Below are 17322 nucleotides of genomic sequence, written 5' to 3' on the forward strand. Positions count from 1 at the left end.
CGGGCTACACGGAATCCGAGTGAACGGCATACCCAACCGTCGTTATCCTTGGCGAGTTCCCACCCCCTGAACTGACGGAGTCCCACCGTGGCCATGCGCATGTCGTCGCTGTTCCTGCGAACCCTGCGCGAGGACCCGGCCGACGCCGAGCTGCCGGGCCACCGCCTCCTCGTCCGGGCGGGCTACGTCCGCCGCGCCGCTCCCGGCATCTACACGTGGCTGCCGCTCGGGCTCCGCGTGCTGCGCAAGGTCGAGGCGATCGTGCGCGAGGAGATGGACGCCATCGGCGCCCAGGAGCTGACCTTCCCGGCGCTGCTGCCGCGCGAGCCCTACGAGGCGACGAACCGCTGGACGGAGTACGGCGACAACATCTTCCGGCTCCAGGACCGCAAGGGCGGTGACTACCTGCTCGGGCCGACGCACGAGGAGATGTTCACGCTCGCCGTCAAGGACATGTTCGGCTCCTACAAGGACCTGCCGCTCAGCCTCTACCAGATCCAGAACAAGTACCGCGACGAGGCGCGTCCGCGCGCCGGGCTCCTTCGCGGGCGCGAGTTCGTCATGAAGGACTCGTACTCCTTCGACGTGAGCGACGAAGGACTGCAGGCGTCCTACGCCGCGCACCGCGCCGCCTACGTCAAGATCTTCGACCGCCTCGGCTTCGAGTACGTCATCGTGAAGGCGCAGTCCGGGGCGATGGGTGGCTCGGCGAGCGAGGAGTTCCTCGCCGTCAGCGCGATCGGCGAGGACACCTTCGTCCGCAACGATGCAGGCACGTATGCCGCGAACGTCGAGGCCGTCGTGGTTCCCCAGGCCGAGCCCGTCGACGCCTCCGGTCTGCCGGCCGCGCACGTCGAGGACACCCCCGACACCCCGACGATCGAGACGCTCGTGGCCTCGCTCAACGCGAACCACCCGCGCCAGGACGGCCGCGAGTGGACGGCCTCCGACACCCTCAAGAACGTCATCGTCGTGCTCGTCCACCCCGACGGCACGCGCGAGCCCCTCGCCATCGGCGTGCCCGGTGACCGCGAGGTCGACGCCAAGCGGCTCGAGGCGCAGGTCGGCCCGGCCGAGGTGACGGCGTTCGAGGAGAAGGACTTCGCGGCGCACCCGATGCTCGCCAAGGGCTACATCGGCCCGGGCGTGCTGGGCGAGGAGCGTGAGTCCAAGATCCGCTACCTGCTCGACCCGTCGATCGCCGCGGGCTCTGCCTGGGTGACCGGCGCCGACGAGCACGGCAAGCACGTCCTCGACCTTGTCCTCGGCCGTGACTTCACCGCGGACGGCACGATCCAGGCCGCCGAGGTGCGCGATGGCGACCCGAGCCCCGACGGCAACGGTGTCCTGCACACCGCCCGGGGAATCGAGATGGGCCACATCTTCCAGCTCGGCCGCAAGTTCGCCGAGGCGCTCGACCTCAAGGTCCTCGACGAGAACGGCAAGCTCGTCACGGTGACGATGGGGTCCTACGGTGTCGGTGTCTCCCGCGCGGTCGCCGCCATCGCCGAGGACAACCTCGACGACATCGGACTGTGCTGGCCGCGTGCCGTCACGCCCGCCGACGTCCACGTCGTCGCCACCGGCAAGAACCGGGACCGCGACGGCGACGTCTTCGCCAAGGCTGACGAGATCACGGCCGCGCTGGAGGCGGCCGGGCTCGAGGTGCTCTACGACGACCGCGAGAAGGTCAGCCCCGGCGTGAAGTTCAAGGACTCCGAGCTCATCGGCATCCCCACGATCGTCATCGTCGGCAAGTCACTCGAGAACGGTGTCATCGAGATCAAGGACCGCCGCTCAGGTGAGCGTCGCGAGGTCGCCGTCGACTCGGCCCTCGACGAGGTGCTCGCCGAGGTTGGTCGCGCGTGAGTGCAGCAGGAGGTGGCACCCGTCCGCTCGAAGCCGTGATCTTCGACTGGGGCGGGACGCTCACGCCGTGGCACACCGTCGACCTGCCGCAGCAGTGGCGGATCTATGCGCGGGAGGTCCACGGCGTGCCGGTGGACGCCAGCGACATGCCCCCCGAGGAGCTCGCGGAGGCTGACTCGCTCGCGATCCGCCTGCACGAGGCCGAGGCGCGGGCGTGGGCGCGCGGGCGCACCGACCACAGCAGTGCCTCGCTCGAAGCCATCCTCAAGGGCGCCGGGATCGACGCGGCGCACGACCGGCACCACCTGGCGCTCGCGGCATACAGAGGGTTCTGGGAGCCGCACACGCACACTGACGACCACGTCCGTCCGCTGTGGGAAGGATTGCGGGAGAGGGGTCTTCGCGTCGGGGTGCTGTCCAACACCATCTGGTCGCGCGACTACCACCGTGAGGTCTTCGAGCGCGATGGCGTCCTCGACCTCCTCGACGGTGACGTCTACTCGTCGGAGATCCACGTCGTGAAGCCGCACGCCGACGCCTTCCGTGCCGCCTGCGCGGCCGTGGGCACGGAGCCGGAGCGCGCGGTCTATGTCGGTGACCGGCCGTTCGAGGACGTCTGGGGCCCGCAGCAGATCGGGATGCGGGCCATCTGGGTGCCGCACTCCGACATCCCGGTCGACCAGCAGGTGAGCGTCGACGTCACGCCCGACGCGGTGGCCCACGAGCTCCTCGACATCCTCGACATCGTCGACGGCTGGCGCTAGGTGAACGATCCCGAGCTGACGACCCTGGTCCTCATGGGCCTTGCGGGGTTCGTCGCCGGATGGATCGACGCGGTCGTGGGCGGCGGTGGTCTCATCCAGATCCCCGCCCTGCTCCTGGGCTTCCCCGGGGCCACTCCCGCGCAGGTTCTGGCCACCAACAAGATCGGGTCGATCGCCGGCACCGTCGCCAGCGCCACGACCTACTGGCGGCGGGTGAGACCTGATCTGCGGACGGCCCTGCCCATGGCGGGTGTCGCGTACGTCGGCGCCATCGGCGGGGCCCTCATCGGCTTGCAGATCCCGAAGTCGGCGTTCAACCCGATCATCCTCGTCATGCTCGTCTGCGTCGGGGCCTACACGCTGTTCAAGCCGTCACTCGGCACGAGCACGGCGTTGCGGTGGGACGGCACGCGGCACACGGTGACGGCCATGCTCGTGGGTTTCGTCGTCGGTGTCTACGACGGGACCCTGGGACCGGGCACCGGGTCGTTCATGGTGTTCGCGCTCGTCGGGCTCATGGGATACGCGTTCCTCGAGGCCACCGCCAAGGCCAAGATCGTGAACTTCGCGACGAACCTCGGAGCGCTGACGGTCTTCGCGCCCGGTGGTCACGTCATGTGGGAGGTCGGGGCCGTCATGGCGGCGGCCAACCTCGTCGGCGGATATGTCGGAGCGCGCACCGCCGTCGCGAAGGGCAGTGGGTTCGTCCGCGTCGTCTTCGTCGTCGTCGTGGCGGCCTTCACGATCCGGATCGGTGGGCAGGTGCTAGGTGTCTGGTGAACAGCGCTCCGTGGAGGACCTCCTCGCGCGCCTCGCGGATGTGGTGGACGGTGTAGCGCCCCGGCGAGCTGTCCTCGGGATCGCCGGGCCTCCCGGAGCCGGCAAGACGACCCTGGTGACGCGACTGCTCGCTGGCGCCGCGGCACACCCGGCACTGTCGGGTCGGGTCGCGCACGTGCCTATGGACGGCTTCCACCTCACGAACGCGGAGCTCGACTCCCTCGGCCGTCGTGACCGCAAGGGTGCACCGGACACGTTCGATGCTGTGGCGTATGCCGGCGTGCTCGCTGCCGCGCGTGCGTTGCCGCGCGCGGTGGTCACTGCGCCGAGCTTCGACCACGTGGTGGGGGAACCGGTGGCGGACTCGGTCGTGGTGCCGGTTGGTGCGGATCTTGTCGTGACAGAGGGGAACTACCTGTTGCTGGGGGAGGGCGACTGGGCGGCAGTGCCCGAGATGCTCGACGAGGTCTGGTGGTGCGCGTTGGCGCCCGACACACGGGTGCAGCGGCTCGTGGCTCGGCATGTCGAGACCGGGCGCGACGTGGCCGACGCGACCGAGTGGGTGCTGCGGTCCGACGAGGCGAACGCGGTGCGGGTCGACGGTGGAGCCGGACGTGCCGACGTCGTGCTGCTCGACGGTGCGGTCGTGCGAGAGGGACATGCGTGAACCGCGTGCTGCTCCTGGGTGGGACGGCCGAGGCGCGCGCACTCGCTGAGGCACTGAATGACGCCGGTGTCGAGGTGGTGTCGTCGTTGGCAGGACGGGTGACGCGCCCGCGTATGCCGGTGGGCGAGGTGCGCGTCGGCGGCTTGGGTGGTGTGGACGGACTGGCCGCTGCACTGGTGGCGGGAGGTTTCACGCACCTGGTGGACGCGACCCACCCGTTCGCGGTGCGCATGACGGCGAACGCCGGTGCTGCGGCGGACGCGGCTGGCGTGCCGTGTCTGAGGTTGGCTCGTCCGGGATGGTCCGAGCATCCGGACGCGGGGTGCTGGCACTGGGTTGACGGGTACGAGCAGGCGCGTGGGGCGGCGGAGGGGCTGGGGGCGTTGCGGCCGTTCATCACGACCGGACGCCAGACGCTGGATCACTACGCGTCGTGGGCCGATCGGGACGTCGTGCTGCGCGTCGTCGAGCCACTGGACGTCGAGCCGCCGGCGCGCTGGACCGTCGTGCTCGACCGAGGGCCGTTCGACGTGAGCGCGGAGCGGGCGTTGATGACCGAGCACGCGGTCGACGCGCTGCTCACCAAGGACTCCGGTGGCGCCTTCACGTCAGCGAAGCTCACCGCTGCCGCTGCGCTGGGCGTGCCGGTCGTCGTGGTCCGGCGGCCCCACGTCCCCAATGCCATGAATGAGGTCGCCCGCGTCGACGACGTGCTCACCTGGCTGCGAGCCTCGTCGAGATAGACCGACACGCGGTGCGCGGTCCGGCGTGGACGGCGTGTCGGTCTATCTCGACGACTTGGGTCGCTGACGCAGCACCAGCCGCGCGCTGACGAGGGTCACGAGCGCCAGGGTGGAGAGGCGGCGCAGGTGCCGAGTGGCACGCGGGATGTCATCAACGGTGACGGGCGGCCCGTCGCCGAGGTGCCCCCGGTCCTCGTCGGCGCCGTCGTAGTGGTTCGTGCCACCGAGCCGCACACCGAGTGCCGCCGCCCAGGACGCTTCGACCGGTCCTGCGTTGGGGCTGGGATGGGCCGGCGCGTCTCGTCGGACGGTGCGAAGGACGGAGCGACTATCCCTCGGACCGGCAAGGACGGTGTTGAGGGCGACGGCGAGCCTGGCGGGGACCCAGTTGGCGACGTCGTCAAGACGAGCCGCAGCCCAGCCGAACTCGCGATACCTGTCGTTGCGATGGCCCCACATCGCATCGAGCGTGTTGACGGCGCGGTAGCCGAGCAACCCCGGGACCCCGGCCACGGCACCCCAGAAGAGGGGAGCGACGACAGCGTCCGCGGAGTTCTCGGCGATGCTCTCGACGCAGGCGCGGGCGATCTCGTCCGCGGACAGTGCGCTCGGGTCGCGTCCGACGAGGTTGCGGATGCGCGCCCGAGCACCGGCGATGTCGCCGTCGCCGAGCAGCGACGTGATGGCCTCGCCCTCCCGGCCGAGCGAGCGGCCTCCGAGGACGGCCCACGTGGCGACCGTGGCAGCGACAGCCCGAGCGTGGGTGGGCAGTGGGCGCTCCAGCAGACCGATGCCTGCGGTCGTTGCCACCAGTGCACCCACGGCCAGCCCTCCGCGGCTTCGGTTGTGGGCGTGGAACCGGGTCTCAAGGCGCACGGCAAGCTGCCCGAAGCCGGCCACCGGATGCCCACGCTGCGGGTCACCCAACGCGCGGTCCGCCATGAACCCCAGGACGAGGCCCACCGCGACCGGGTCGAGCCGCACCTCTCTCATGGTGCGCGCAGCGGCAGGACGTGCCCGGCGACGACCAGCAGGACGCTGTCGCTGGCGCGGGCGATGTCCTGGTTGAGGCGACCCAGCTCGTCGGCGAAGATGCGACCCGAGCGGTGCTCGGACACCACACCCCAGCCGACCTCGTTGGTGACGGCGACGACGTCGCGCGGGCAGCGAGACCACGCGGCCACGAGGGCCGTGGTGCGAGCGTGGAGCGCCGGCTGCCAGTCGTCCCGGGGCGCGTCCCACACGTCGAGCTCGTCGAGGACTCCGGTGAGCCACGTGCCGAGGCAGTCCACGATGGCCGGTCCTGTCAGCGAGTCGAGCGCGGACGCAAGGTCCGGGGTCTCCAGGGTCTGCCACGCGCCGGGACGGCGACTGCGATGTGAGGCGATGCGATCGGCCCAGTCCGGGTCGTCGGAGGACGGGCCCGTCGCGACATAGGTGACGGGCACCTCGGCCGGGAGCAGCGCCGCCGCCTCCGTGAGGAGCCTCTCCGCGACCGCGGACTTGCCCGAGCGCACACCACCCGTGACGAGCGTCCGCATCCTCACCACCTCCCAGAGCTGAGGACCACCAGGACCACCGCGAGAGAGAGCTCGATGGCGGCACCCATGACGTCGCCGGTCACCCCGCCGAGCACGCGATGACACGTCCGAAGAAGCTGCCACACCGCCGCCGCAGCCAGGACCACCGCGACCACTCCCGCCGCGGGGCTCATGCCAACGGCGGTGGCGGTCGCGGCCAGCAGGGCCGTGACGACGAGCCCGCCGAGGCCCGTCATCCACGACGGAACGCACCCAGCGACGACGGCACCGAGCCCGGTGGGGCGAGCGGACGGCATACCCACTCGACAGGTCAACAACACCGAGGCGCGTGAGGCGACCACAGCACCGCCGGCGACCAGCCACCCCTGCGGGCGGTCGACGAGGGTGCTGAGGGCGGCAACCTGCGTGAGCAGCACGAGGACGAGCGCGGACGCGCCCATGGGGCCGACGTCACCACGACGCATGACCTCCAGCGCGCGCTCACGGGTCCAGCCGGCCCCGATGCCGTCCACCGTGTCGGCGAGACCGTCGAGGTGCATGGCCCGCGTCCCGACCGCGATCACGGCAAGGGCGAGGGCCGCCGTCAGCAGGGCGGGCAACGACGCCAGGTGCCCGACGGCCACCAGTGAGGCGACGGCTGCCGCGACGGGCAGCGCGGCCACAGGAGCCAGGGCCATGGCCCATCGCGCATGCCCGCGCGTCGGGTCAGCGATCGCGCCGACCGGCACGACTGTGAGCGTCCCGACAGCCAGCCTGAGCCCGGCAACAGCGTCTGACAACGGAGCTCAGTCCTCGAGGGCCGACACGACGGACCCGATCACGGTGATGGCCGGGGGAGTGAGGTCCCGCGCGGCCGCGACGTCGGCGATGTCGCCGAGGGTCGCCCGGGCCGAGCGCTGGCTGGGCATGGCACCGTCAGCGATGCAGGCGGCAGGCGTCGACGGGTCCATGCCGTGCTCGATGAGGGTCTCGGCGATCTCTGCCAGAGCCGCCACTCCCATGAGGACGACGATGGTCAGGCCGCTGCGGCCTAGGGCACTCCAGTCGGCTTCGTTGCGCTCGTCCTGGGGGCCGACGTGACCCGAGACGACGACGAATCCCTGCGTCATGCCGCGGTGCGTGAGTGGTATCCCCGCGAGGGCGGGCACCGCAACGGCTGAGGTCACCCCTGGGATGACGTCGACGGGTATGCCGTTCGCGACGCAGGCGTTCCATTCCTCGCCTCCGCGCCCGAAGACATAGCTGTCGCCGCCCTTGAGGCGGACGACGTGTCTGCCGGCAAGGGCATGCTCGACGAGCAGGGCGTTGATCGACTCCTGTGGGGTGAAGGCGCCGCGCGGAATCTTGCCCACGTGGATGACCTCGACGTCGGGCCCGGCCTCGGCGAGGACGGACAACGGGGCGAGTCGGTCGCAGACGAGGACGTCGGCGTCGCGGATGGCACGCAGCCCACCGACCGTGAGGAGGTCCACCGAGCCCGGCCCGCCACCGACGAGGGTGACCCGCCCCCTGTCATGAGTCCCGTGAGCTCGGGGGGAACTCACCAAGGAGGTCAGGGGGTCGCGCAACACGACGTCGAACTCCGCGCTCAGTGCGTCCTCCACCACCGTGGCGAGCCGGCGGCCCGTGAGGTCGTCGAGAACGGCGAGCGTGAGCTCGTCCGTCTCCTCGAGGCGGACGACTGTGACCTGAGCGCCCTGGTCGCTGAGCGAGTGCACGGTCTCAGCGACGCGTTGCCCCGGCCGGGTGATGAGGACCCTCGCGCCGGGGGCCATGGGAAGAGTCAGGTTCATGCGGTGCGCTCCTCAAAGGTCAGCACAGTGGCGAGCTCGCGGAGCATGCCGTCGATCGTCTGGGGGTCGCGCACGGCGATGCGGACCCACTGCGGTCCGAGACCCGGGAAGGTGTCGCCGCGACGCAACGCGTAGCCGCGCGCCCGCATCGCCTCTCGCACACCGGTGCCCACGTCGACGAGGACGAACGACGTCTGGGAGTCGACAGGGTGCAGGCCGAGCCCACGAAGCCCACCCAGCAGGTGCTCCCGCCACTGCGTCGTGTCGGCGACGGCAGCCGAGGCCTCGCTCATCGCCGCCATGCTGCAGGTGGCCTCCATGACCGTCGCGGCCAGCGTGCTCACGGACCAGTGCGGCTGGTGGTGGGCCAGGTCGGCGATCACGGAGGGTGAGCCGACGGCATACCCGGACCGTAGTCCTGCGAGACCCCAGGTCTTGGTGAGCGAACGCAGGACCAGCACGCCGTCCATCTCGGGAGAGATGAGTGAGTCGCCCTCTCCCGCAACGGTGTCCATGAAGGCTTCGTCGACCACCAGCAAGCGCCCGGGGCAGCGCAGAGCCCCGAGGGTGCCACGGGGATGGAGCACGCCAGTGGGGTTGGTCGGGTTGCCGATGATGACGAGGTCGGCGTCGGCGGGCACAAGGTCTGGCGTGAGCGTGAATCCGTCGACAGCGTCGAGGACCACGCGTTCGGGGAGGATGCCGGCTCGCCGCAGGGCAGCCTCGGGTTCGGTGAACTGGGGGTGCACGACGACCGGTCGCCTGGCGCGGGTCATCCGCGCGAGGAGGACGAACGCCTCGGCGGCGCCACTCGTCGGGAGCACCATGTCGGGCTCGACTCCGTGCCTGCGAGCGACCGCGCTCCGCGCACCGCAGACATCGGGGTATGCCGCGAGGTCACCGATCGTGTCGCGCAGGCGCCGTGCCAACCACGGGGGCGGCGTCGAGAGGCGCACGTTGACCGCGAGGTCGACCAACGAGGGGTCGGTCTCGGCGTCGCCGTGGTGCTCGAGCGGGTCGGTCACGTCGGGCTCGGACCGGTGACAGGTGCGGGGTGTGATGTGGAGGAGCCCTGTGCGAGAACGAGTCTCGCCGCCATGGACGGCATTGGCGAAGCTCAGGGCCAGCTCGGGATGGCCGGCCCAGTGGGTGTGGAGGTAGGAGGCGTGCACGGTGGGCGAGCCCGTCCCGGCCGGGTCGAGCGACCACCCCTCTGCTGCGCCGTCGAGCAGCCACGCCGCCCTGTCGCCTCGATCCGGCGTGGTCCGGGTTCGGTGGAACTCGTGGCCGCGCACCCGAGTGCCGGCAGGGCCGAGCAGGGTGTCCTCCGGCGCGACGGCGGTGACGTATCGCAGGGTCAGGCGTGGGTGCATCGCAGCGGTCGCGGGGACGGCGCCGACGAGCTCGTGCCCGTCCACCGCCTGCGCGAGATAGAGCAGGCCCGCGCACTCGGCCACTGTCGGGACGCCGGCGAGGACCGCGTCACGCACGTCGGCGAGCAGTCGCATGTTGGTCGACAGCGCAGCAGCGTGGACCTCGGGGAAGCCGCCACCGAGATAGATGCCCTGGGTGCCGGACGGCAGGGCAGTGTCGAGAGCCGGGTCGAAGGGCACCGGCTCGCATCCCAGGGCGCGCAGCTGCTCCTCGGTCTCGGCGTAGCGGAAGGTGAACGCGCGCCCGCCAGCGATGGCGACGCGCCGGGGTGTGGCCGTCGAGAGCGCATCCGAGGTCGTCGGAGTCCATGTCGGAGTGTCGAGATCGGGTGCGGCAGAGGCGATCTCGACCAGTGCATCGAGGTCGACGTATGCCGCGGTCTGCTCCGCCAGCCGCTCGAGTGCCGCGGCCGCCTCCGGTCGCTCGGCTGCCGGGACTAGTCCGAGGTGGCGTGAGGGCGCACTCACCCCAGCATCTCGGGGAAGCACGCCCAGCACAGGGGTGCCGAGCTGTTCGACACTGCGCCGCACCTCGTCGGCGTGACGCGACGATCCGGCCTTGTTGAGGATGACCCCGGCGACGTGGACCTCGGGGTCGAAGCCGCGCAACCCGTGGACGACAGCCGCGACGGTGCGGGCTGCCGACGAGATGTCGATGACGACGATGACAGGACTGCTCGTCAGGGTCGCCAGGTGCGCCGTCGATGCCCAGCCGTCACTGCCCAACCGGCCGTCGAAGAGCCCCATGACGCCCTCGATGACGGTGAGGTCGGAGGGTGCGGGGCTCTGGGCGCCGTGCCGGAGCAGCGGCAGGATGCGGTCCTCGCCCTGGAGCCACGGGTCGAGGTTGCGGCCGGGACGACCCGTTGCCAGCGCGTGGTAGCCGGGGTCGATGAAGTCCGGCCCGACCTTGGCGCCCGCCACGACGCGGCCGGCGCGCGTGAGGGCCGCCATGACACCGACGGCCACCGTCGTCTTGCCCTGACCCGAGGCAGCGGCCGCGATGAGGACCCGCGGGATCTTCACCACTCGATGCCCCTCTGCCCCTTCTGTCCCTGCTCGAAGGGGTGCTTGACCTGCGTCATCTCCGTCACGACGTCCGCGATCGCGATGAGGCTGGGGTGCGGGTCGCGTCCGGTGATGACGACGTGCTGGAAGCCCGTCCGTGACGAGAGCACCGCCACGACCTCCTCGACGTCGACCCAACCCCACTTGAGGACATAGGTGAACTCGTCGAGGACATAGAGCCCGTGCGTCTGCGACTCGATGCGCCGTCGGATCTCGGCCCACCCCTCCTGCGCGGCTGCGGCGTGGTCCGCCTCGGACCCGGCCTTGCGCGACCAGGACCACCCGGCGCCCATCTTGTGCCACTCGATCGGTCCACCCTCACCGGTCTCCAGGTGGAGACGGTTCAGCGCCTCGAGGGCGCTCTGTTCGCCGATGCGCCACTTCGCCGACTTCACGAACTGGAAGACACCGATCGACCAGCCCTGGGTCCAGCCGCGCAGCGCCAGCCCGAACGCGGCCGTCGACTTGCCCTTCCCCTTGCCTCCATGGATGAGGAGGAGCGGGCGGTTGCGCCGCTGTCGCGTGGTGAGCCCGTCTGCGGCCGTGACAGGAACCTGTCCCTGCACCATCAGGCAGCCCTTCCGCCGCGACCTGCTCGCCACGCCTCGCGCGCGGTCGTCACCGACTCGACGATCGCTCCCGCTGCGACCTCCCCGAGGGGGACGTGTGTCGCACCCATGCGCGCCGCGAGGTCGGCGGCCAGTCCAAGGCGGAACGTGCCGGTCTCGGCGTCAATGACGACCGACTGGTGCCCCGTGCGGCCCCATGCGTCAGCAATGGTGCGCGAGCGATCGAGGGCGTCGGGTCCTGCCGTGGCCCGGCCGTCGGTGACGACGACGAGCAGCGGGCGGCGCTTCGGGTCACGCAGCTTCTCTCGCGCCAGCACCTTGGTCGCCATGAGCAGTCCCTCGGCAAGCGGGGTGCGCCCGCCGTGGGCCAGGGTCGTGAGCGAGCGGGCCGCGGCCTCGACGGACGACGTCGGATGCAGGGCCACCTCCGCTCCCTGGCCGCGGAACGTCACCAGTCCCACGCGGTCGCGCCGCTGGTAGGCGTCCAGGAGCAGAGAAAGCACGGCCGTCTTGACCTCCTCCATCCGGCGCCGTGCACCCATGGAGCCGGACGCATCGACCGCGAGGAGAACGAGATTGGACTCCTGGCCCTGAGTGACCGCCGTGCGGAGATCCCCGGGCAGGAGGACAAGCCGTCCGTATGCCGCCCCCCGCGTCCCGCGGTGGCGCGCGGCCTCCGTGATCGTCGCGGGAAGGTGAAGCCGACCGCGCCCGGTGGTGGACGACCCGATGGTGTGGCCGGTCGCGGTGACGGCGCGGCTACGACGTCCCGACTCTCCGGTCCCCAGGCCGGTGAGGGTGAAGGCCCGAGCCCGGAACGGCGTCCCCGCCGCGGCGACACCGACCGGAACCACGGCTGGTGCCTCGCTGTCGGGGACGGGGTTTGCTGCCTCGTCACGGGACTCGGGTGTCTGTGGGCTGCCATCGGCCGCGCGCGACGGCTCCGGCTCGCGGGATCCGTCGTCCTGCGGCTGGTCCTGCGTGCCTGCAGGGGCAGCAGCTCCCGGGTCGGGCACGGGGTCGGCGTCGCCGTCCACGTCGTGGGTGCGTCCCTCGGGGTCGCCGTCCGGCCCCGGGTCGTCCGGTTCGTCACCGAGCAGGCGGTCGAGGAGGTCCTCGTCGAGGCCCGGCGCGTCGAAGGGGTTGCGGCGGCGACGGTGCGGCAGCGCGAAGATCGCCGCCACCCTGATGTCCTCGCGGGTCACCGACGGACGGCCGTGCCAGGCCGCATGAGCCATCGCGGCGCGGGCAGTGACGATGTCGGCGCGCATCCCGTCGACCTCGAAGCCGGCGCAGACGCGGGCGATCGTCGCCAGCGAGCGGTCGCTCAGCTCGACGTGTCCGACAGCGGTCCGCGCGGCGGCGACCCGGTCCGCGAGGTCGCGCTGCGCGGCGGCATACCCCTCGGCGAAGCCGACTGGGTCGGCATCGAAGGCAAGGCGACGGCGGACGACCTCGGCCCGGAGCAGCGGGTCGCGGCTGGCCGCGACCTCCACCGTCAGCCCGAAGCGGTCGAGGAGCTGCGGGCGGAGCTCGCCCTCCTCGGGGTTCATCGTGCCGACGAGGACCAGTCGAGCGGCGTGGCTGATCGACACGCCGTCGCGCTCGACCGTGTTGCGCCCCATGGCGGCGGCGTCGAGGAGCAGGTCGACGAGGTGGTCGTGGAGGAGGTTGACCTCGTCGACATAGAGGATCCCGCGGTGGGCATCGGCGAGCAGCCCGGGCTGGAACGCCGCCTCACCGGAGCCGAGGGCCTTGCCGAGGTCGAGGGAGCCGATGACCCGGTCCTCGGTCGCCCCGACGGGCAGCTCGACGAGGCGCGCTGGCCGGGAAGTCGCCGCGTCAGTGGTGCCGTGAGGTCCATCGGGACACGTGGGGTCAGGGTTCCCCGGTTCGCAGGCGAAGCGACAGCCCTCGACGACGGCGTGCGGCGGCAACAGGTCCACGAGACCGCGCACGATCGTCGACTTCGCGGTGCCCTTCTCGCCGCGCACGAGCACGCCCCCGATGCTGGGGGAGACCGTGATGAGGATGAGGGCGAGGGAGAGATCGTCGGCCCCGACGACCGCGGTGAAGGGGTAGTGCGTCACGCGAGGAATCTCCTTGAGGCGAGTGACCACGCTCGCCTGAGTGCCGGCACGCATCGGGGGACCGACACGAGAGTCCCCGACGACGTCCTGGCTCTCCCGACGGGTCGGGATCACAGTGGCGGGACCGCTCCGGACTTGCACCGGTATTCCTCGCGGGGGACCGGCGCCATCATGGCACGGCGCCGCCGGCGGGGCGGTGGTGTGTCTACAGTGAGCGCCGTGATCGACGTCGTCGGGGTGCCAGCCGAGGGGTTTCACGCCCTGCCACCCGCCCATCGGCAGCGCATTGCCGCCGCCCGCACTCTCGTCGGATCGCCTCGACTGCTTGACCTCGTGCCTCCGGACGAGGGGCAGGAGCGGCGGGTGTGGCCCTCGCCGATGCTGCCCGGCCTCTCGGACCTCCTCGGCGAGCTCGGCCCGGACGGGGTGGTGGTCCTGGCCACCGGAGATCCGCTCGTGTCGGGCGTGGGGTCGACGCTGCTGCGTGTGCTCGGGGCCGATGACGTGCGCGTGCACCCGGCGGTGTCGTCGGTCGCGCTGGCTCGTGCTCGCATGGGTTGGTCGAGTGAGTCCACCGACGTCGTCTCGCTGGTCTCACGCAGTGTGTATGCCGTCCGGCGTCACCTTGCGCCGCGCGCTCGGGTCGTGGCCCTGTCGGCCGGTGCTGCGACTCCCGCTGAGCTGGCCCGGATGCTCGTCGACCTGGGACTCGGGAAGACGTCGATGACGGTGCTCGGCGATCTCGGCACGGCACAGGAGAGTCGGTTCACCTGTGCCGCGGGAGAACTGGCGTTGGGGATCATGCCGGGTGCGGACGGCATACCCGCTCTCAACATCGTCGCGCTCGAGGTCCCTGACGGCGTTGCGCTCTGGGGCTCGAGCCCGGGTCTGCCCGACGATGCCTTCGCCCACGACGGGCAGATCACCAAGCGCGAGGTCCGGGCCTTGGCCGTCGCGGCCCTGCGGCCCATGGCCGGACAGCGGCTGTGGGACCTCGGCGCGGGTTCAGGATCGGTGTCGGTGGAGTGGTGCCTCGCGGCTCCGCGCACGAGTGCCGACGCCGTCGAGCGAGATGGAAGGCGGGCCGAGCTCGTCCGTGAGAACGCTGCGACCTTCGGTGTCCCGATCACAGTCATAGAGGGTGACTCGATGGAGGCCCTCGACGAACTGCGTTCTCCCCAGGCTGTGTTCATCGGTGGAGGAGCGACCGAGGCGCTCATCCACGCCGCCTGGGATGCTCTCGCACCCTTCGGGCGACTCGTCGTCCACTGCGTCACCCTCGACACCGAGGCCCTCGTCGTCGCGGCGCAGGGTCGCCACGGAGGGGACCTGCGCCGCGTCAGCATCGAACGCGCCGAGCCGCTGGGCCGCCATCTTTCCTGGAAGCCCGCTCGTCCCATCGTCCAGTGGTCCGTCACCAAGGCAGTGTCATGACCGTTCACTTCATCGGCGCCGGACCGGGTGCTGCCGACCTGCTCACGCTGCGCGCCGTCCGGCTGCTCAGCGAGGCTCCGGTGTGCCTGTATGCGGGGACCTATCTCGACGTGGAGGTGCTGTCCCACTGCCCCGGGGGGGCCGAGCTCATCGACACCCAGCGACTCGACCTCGACACGATCACCGACCACCTGGTGACGGCGCACGAGGCCGGCAAGGACGTCGCGCGGCTGTGCTCCGGAGACCCGTCGATCTATTCGGCGATCGCTGAGCAGACCCGCCGCCTCGACCGCGCCGGCGTGCCGTGGGACGTCACTCCTGGTGTCCCCGCATATGCCGCTACGGCCGCTGCCATCGGGCGTGAGCTCACTGTGCCCGAGGTCGCCCAGACGGTCGTACTGACCCGGGCGCAGCGGGACTCGACGTCCTTGCCGCCGGGGGAGGATCTTGCGGCCTTCGCAGCGACGAGGGCGACGTTGGTCCTGCATCTGGCCATCCGGCACACCCGTCGGCTGGCGTCGGAGCTGGCCGAGCACTATGGCGCGAACTGCCCGGTGGTCGTGGGCTGCCAGGTCACGCATCCCGACGAGATCATCCTCCGCGGCACTCTCGCCGACATCGCCGATCAGGTGGAGGAGGCGGGGCTGCGCCAGGCCGCGGTGATCATCGTCGGGTGGGCCCTGGAGGCAGAGGACTTCGTCGAGAGCCACCTCTACGGAACTCGCGTGCGCGGTCTCCACTGAATGCTGAAGGTTCCGTGTTCGCCTGCAGCAGAGCGGAATTCGCTCCAGCAGGACTTGATCCTAGAACTCATGTTCGACTAGAATCGAGGCATGGAGAGCACCGCTGCGACCGCCGCCCTGGAGGGTCGGTATGCCGCGTTGCGGGCGTCCGCGGATCAGTTGAGTTCCGAGGAGCTGCTCGATGTCATCGAGTCGGCGCAGCGGGAGAAGGATGCGGCGTCGGCGCGGCAGGCGGTGGCGTTGGCGCACCTGTCGGCGCGGGGCTCGCACGTGCAGGAGGACGGCACGTCGGTCGAGGTCCACCACGGGTTGGGGTACCAACGGTTGGATGCCCCGGAGCTGGCTGCGCCCCGGTTGGGGTGTTCTGTCCATGTCGCGGCGAACCGGGTCCTGGATGCTGTCCGTCAGCTGACCCACACCCCGGCCGTGGTCGATGCGATGGCCTCGGGTGAGCTGGACAAGCGGCGGGCCAGGGTCGTGACGGAGGAGACCGAGTTCCTGTCCCCGGAATCGGCGGCGGAGGTCGTGGACCGGGTCAAGGACGTGTGGGGGCAGCTGACGACCGGCCCGTTGCGCCGGCTGCTGGCGCGCACGGCGGCGCAGGTCGACCCGGACGCGGTGACCGCGCACGCGCAGGACGAACGCGCCCGTCGCGGACTGACCCGGCGCACCGGGGTCCATGGCACGGACCATTGGCGTGGTGACTTCAAGGTGGAGCAGGCGCGGACCGCGTGGGCCGCCGTCACCGAGCGTGCCCGCCAGCTCGTGCGTGACAACCAGGCCGACTCCTTGGAGCTCGCCCGCGCCGACGCGATGATGGAGCTGATCCTGGAACATTCCGACGTCAAGGTCATTGTCCACACCACCCGCGCCGCCGACGACGAGGCGTCGGCGAGCGACACGCCTCACGCCACCACACCTACCACCACCACCGCCTCCGGCTCCGCCACCGCCTCTGGCTCGATTGGAGATCTCGTCGAGGTCGGTGGGCTCGGTGCACCGGGCACGACGTTCGTGCGCCGGGACTGGCTCCAGGCCGCGCGCACCTCTGACCCGGAGCGTGACCTGACCTGCGACGGTGTCACGGGCGCGCTGGTGCACGGTCACGTCCCCAAGGCGTTCGCTCGGGGCAACAGCGCCGCCCGTCGCGCGCACCGGGCCCGCGAACGCGCACGAGAACGGGCTCGTGAGAGGGCCCGCGAACGCGGAAACGCACCACCCGCGAGCAATGCACCGCCTGAAGACTTCAGCGACTCCTACCGCGTGCCTGACCCGATGGCCCGGCTGATCCGGCTGCGCGACGGGTCGTGCCGCTTCCCCGGCTGTGCCGTGCCCGTCCGCCAGTGCGACCTCGACCACGTCCGACCTTGGCCAATCGGTCCCACCAACGCGATGAACCTGATGTGCCTGTGCCGGCGACACCACCGCATCAAGCAACGCGACGGCTGGACCGTCAAGCTCCACCCCGACGGCACCGCCAGCTGGACCGACCCCACCGGACTGTCCACCACCACCTGGCCGGTCGACCACCTGCACCTCGTCACCGCCGGACACACCCGTCGCGACCTTGAGACGTTCGGGCGAGCCGCAACCAACCCCGCCGACATCCCCACCACCTTCGAAGAAGAGCTCATCGACCTTCTCGACGCCCACGACATCCCACGCAACCCCCGCGCCTACTCGGTCTCGTTCGACATCGACGGCAACACCTATGGCGGAGCGCCACCCACGATCGACCTCGACCACAGCACCGACTGGGAGCGCTACCGCATCGACCTCCCACCCCGCCCGTCCGGACAGCCCGAAGTCATCCCCTTTTGAGCCCCTT

15 protein-coding genes and 1 riboswitch are annotated in these 17322 nt (G+C 71.0%); of the genes, 8 read left to right on the plus strand and 7 right to left on the minus strand.

Features of this window, described 5'->3' with window-relative positions; genetic code table 11:
- The first annotated feature begins 87 nt into the window (after nucleotides 1–87).
- The 5 genes from ACFQW8_RS14420 to ACFQW8_RS14440 are packed head-to-tail and all read left to right on the plus strand — an operon-like array spanning nucleotide 88 to nucleotide 4823.
- Complete coding sequence (locus ACFQW8_RS14420) at nucleotides 88–1869, plus strand: proline--tRNA ligase (protein ID WP_380088424.1); 1782 nt, start codon at nucleotides 88–90, stop codon at nucleotides 1867–1869.
- Nucleotides 1866–2633: an HAD family hydrolase gene (locus ACFQW8_RS14425; protein ID WP_380088426.1), complete on the plus strand. Its 768-nt coding sequence runs from the start codon at nucleotides 1866–1868 to the stop codon at nucleotides 2631–2633. Before ACFQW8_RS14420 ends, ACFQW8_RS14425 begins: the two co-directional genes overlap by 4 nt.
- Nucleotides 2634–3413, plus strand: coding sequence for a TSUP family transporter (locus ACFQW8_RS14430; RefSeq protein WP_380088428.1), 780 nt, complete (start codon nucleotides 2634–2636; stop codon nucleotides 3411–3413). It begins immediately after the preceding gene.
- Entirely contained in the window at nucleotides 3403–4080 is a 678-nt protein-coding gene (locus ACFQW8_RS14435; RefSeq protein WP_380088430.1) for a nucleoside/nucleotide kinase family protein, read from the plus strand. Before ACFQW8_RS14430 ends, ACFQW8_RS14435 begins: the two co-directional genes overlap by 11 nt.
- On the plus strand, nucleotides 4077–4823 hold the full coding sequence (locus ACFQW8_RS14440) for a cobalt-precorrin-6A reductase (RefSeq protein WP_380088431.1): 747 nt from the start codon (nucleotides 4077–4079) through the stop codon (nucleotides 4821–4823). The genes ACFQW8_RS14435 and ACFQW8_RS14440 overlap by 4 nt, the downstream gene beginning before the upstream one ends.
- Nucleotides 4824–4865: 42 nt before the next feature.
- On the opposite strand, the gene cbiB is transcribed toward ACFQW8_RS14440, so the two are convergent.
- Genes cbiB through ACFQW8_RS14475 form a run of 7 tightly spaced genes read right to left on the minus strand, consistent with a single transcriptional unit; the run spans nucleotide 4866 to nucleotide 13317 of the window.
- Nucleotides 4866–5816, minus strand: coding sequence for an adenosylcobinamide-phosphate synthase CbiB (gene cbiB, locus ACFQW8_RS14445; protein WP_380088433.1), 951 nt, complete (start codon nucleotides 5814–5816; stop codon nucleotides 4866–4868).
- The gene (gene cobU / locus ACFQW8_RS14450; protein ID WP_380088435.1) at nucleotides 5813–6364 is read right to left on the minus strand and encodes a bifunctional adenosylcobinamide kinase/adenosylcobinamide-phosphate guanylyltransferase; all 552 of its coding nucleotides are present in this window, start codon (nucleotides 6362–6364) and stop codon (nucleotides 5813–5815) included. The genes cbiB and cobU overlap by 4 nt, the downstream gene beginning before the upstream one ends.
- Before the next feature lie 2 nt (nucleotides 6365–6366).
- Nucleotides 6367–7143, minus strand: a complete 777-nt coding sequence (locus ACFQW8_RS14455) for an adenosylcobinamide-GDP ribazoletransferase (RefSeq protein WP_380088436.1) — start codon at nucleotides 7141–7143, stop codon at nucleotides 6367–6369.
- A 6-nt stretch (nucleotides 7144–7149) separates the two neighbouring features.
- Nucleotides 7150–8157, minus strand: coding sequence for a uroporphyrinogen-III C-methyltransferase (cobA, locus tag ACFQW8_RS14460; RefSeq protein WP_380088438.1), 1008 nt, complete (start codon nucleotides 8155–8157; stop codon nucleotides 7150–7152).
- Nucleotides 8154–10619: a cobyrinate a,c-diamide synthase gene (locus tag ACFQW8_RS14465; RefSeq protein ID WP_380088440.1), complete on the minus strand. Its 2466-nt coding sequence runs from the start codon at nucleotides 10617–10619 to the stop codon at nucleotides 8154–8156. Before ACFQW8_RS14465 ends, cobA begins: the two co-directional genes overlap by 4 nt.
- On the minus strand, nucleotides 10613–11227 hold the full coding sequence (cobO, locus tag ACFQW8_RS14470) for a cob(I)yrinic acid a,c-diamide adenosyltransferase (RefSeq protein WP_380088441.1): 615 nt from the start codon (nucleotides 11225–11227) through the stop codon (nucleotides 10613–10615). The genes ACFQW8_RS14465 and cobO overlap by 7 nt, the downstream gene beginning before the upstream one ends.
- Nucleotides 11227–13317 (minus strand): VWA domain-containing protein, encoded by a 2091-nt coding sequence (locus tag ACFQW8_RS14475; protein WP_380088443.1) that lies wholly within the window; start codon nucleotides 13315–13317, stop codon nucleotides 11227–11229. The genes cobO and ACFQW8_RS14475 overlap by 1 nt, the downstream gene beginning before the upstream one ends.
- Before the next feature lie 84 nt (nucleotides 13318–13401).
- Nucleotides 13402–13467: riboswitch (cobalamin riboswitch) on the minus strand.
- A gap of 69 nt (nucleotides 13468–13536) precedes the next feature.
- Here ACFQW8_RS14475 and cbiE point away from each other — a divergent pair.
- The 3 genes from cbiE (at nucleotide 13537) to ACFQW8_RS14490 (ending at nucleotide 17315) form a co-directional block, all read left to right on the plus strand.
- Nucleotides 13537–14751, plus strand: a complete 1215-nt coding sequence (gene cbiE / locus ACFQW8_RS14480; protein ID WP_380088444.1) for a precorrin-6y C5,15-methyltransferase (decarboxylating) subunit CbiE — start codon at nucleotides 13537–13539, stop codon at nucleotides 14749–14751.
- Nucleotides 14748–15494: a precorrin-4 C(11)-methyltransferase gene (gene cobM / locus ACFQW8_RS14485; protein WP_380088445.1), complete on the plus strand. Its 747-nt coding sequence runs from the start codon at nucleotides 14748–14750 to the stop codon at nucleotides 15492–15494. The genes cbiE and cobM overlap by 4 nt, the downstream gene beginning before the upstream one ends.
- A 90-nt stretch (nucleotides 15495–15584) precedes the next feature.
- Nucleotides 15585–17315: an HNH endonuclease signature motif containing protein gene (locus tag ACFQW8_RS14490; protein WP_380088446.1), complete on the plus strand. Its 1731-nt coding sequence runs from the start codon at nucleotides 15585–15587 to the stop codon at nucleotides 17313–17315.
- The last annotated feature ends 7 nt before the right edge of the window (nucleotides 17316–17322 follow it).

The sequence above is a fragment of the Knoellia altitudinis genome (assembly GCF_042666355.1).
GTDB classification, from domain to species: Bacteria; Actinomycetota; Actinomycetes; order Actinomycetales; family Dermatophilaceae; genus Knoellia; species Knoellia altitudinis.

Coding starts and splice junctions, on each gene's coding strand:
- ACFQW8_RS14490 (WP_380088446.1), top strand. CDS start 15,585: ATGGAGAGCACCGCTGCGACCGCCGCCCTGGAGGGTCGGTATGCCGCG.
- cobM (WP_380088445.1), top strand. CDS start 14,748: ATGACCGTTCACTTCATCGGCGCCGGACCGGGTGCTGCCGACCTGCTC.
- cobU (WP_380088435.1), bottom strand. CDS start 6,364: ATGCGGACGCTCGTCACGGGTGGTGTGCGCTCGGGCAAGTCCGCGGTC.
- cobA (WP_380088438.1), bottom strand. CDS start 8,157: ATGAACCTGACTCTTCCCATGGCCCCCGGCGCGAGGGTCCTCATCACC.
- cobO (WP_380088441.1), bottom strand. CDS start 11,227: ATGGTGCAGGGACAGGTTCCTGTCACGGCCGCAGACGGGCTCACCACG.
- cbiB (WP_380088433.1), bottom strand. CDS start 5,816: ATGAGAGAGGTGCGGCTCGACCCGGTCGCGGTGGGCCTCGTCCTGGGG.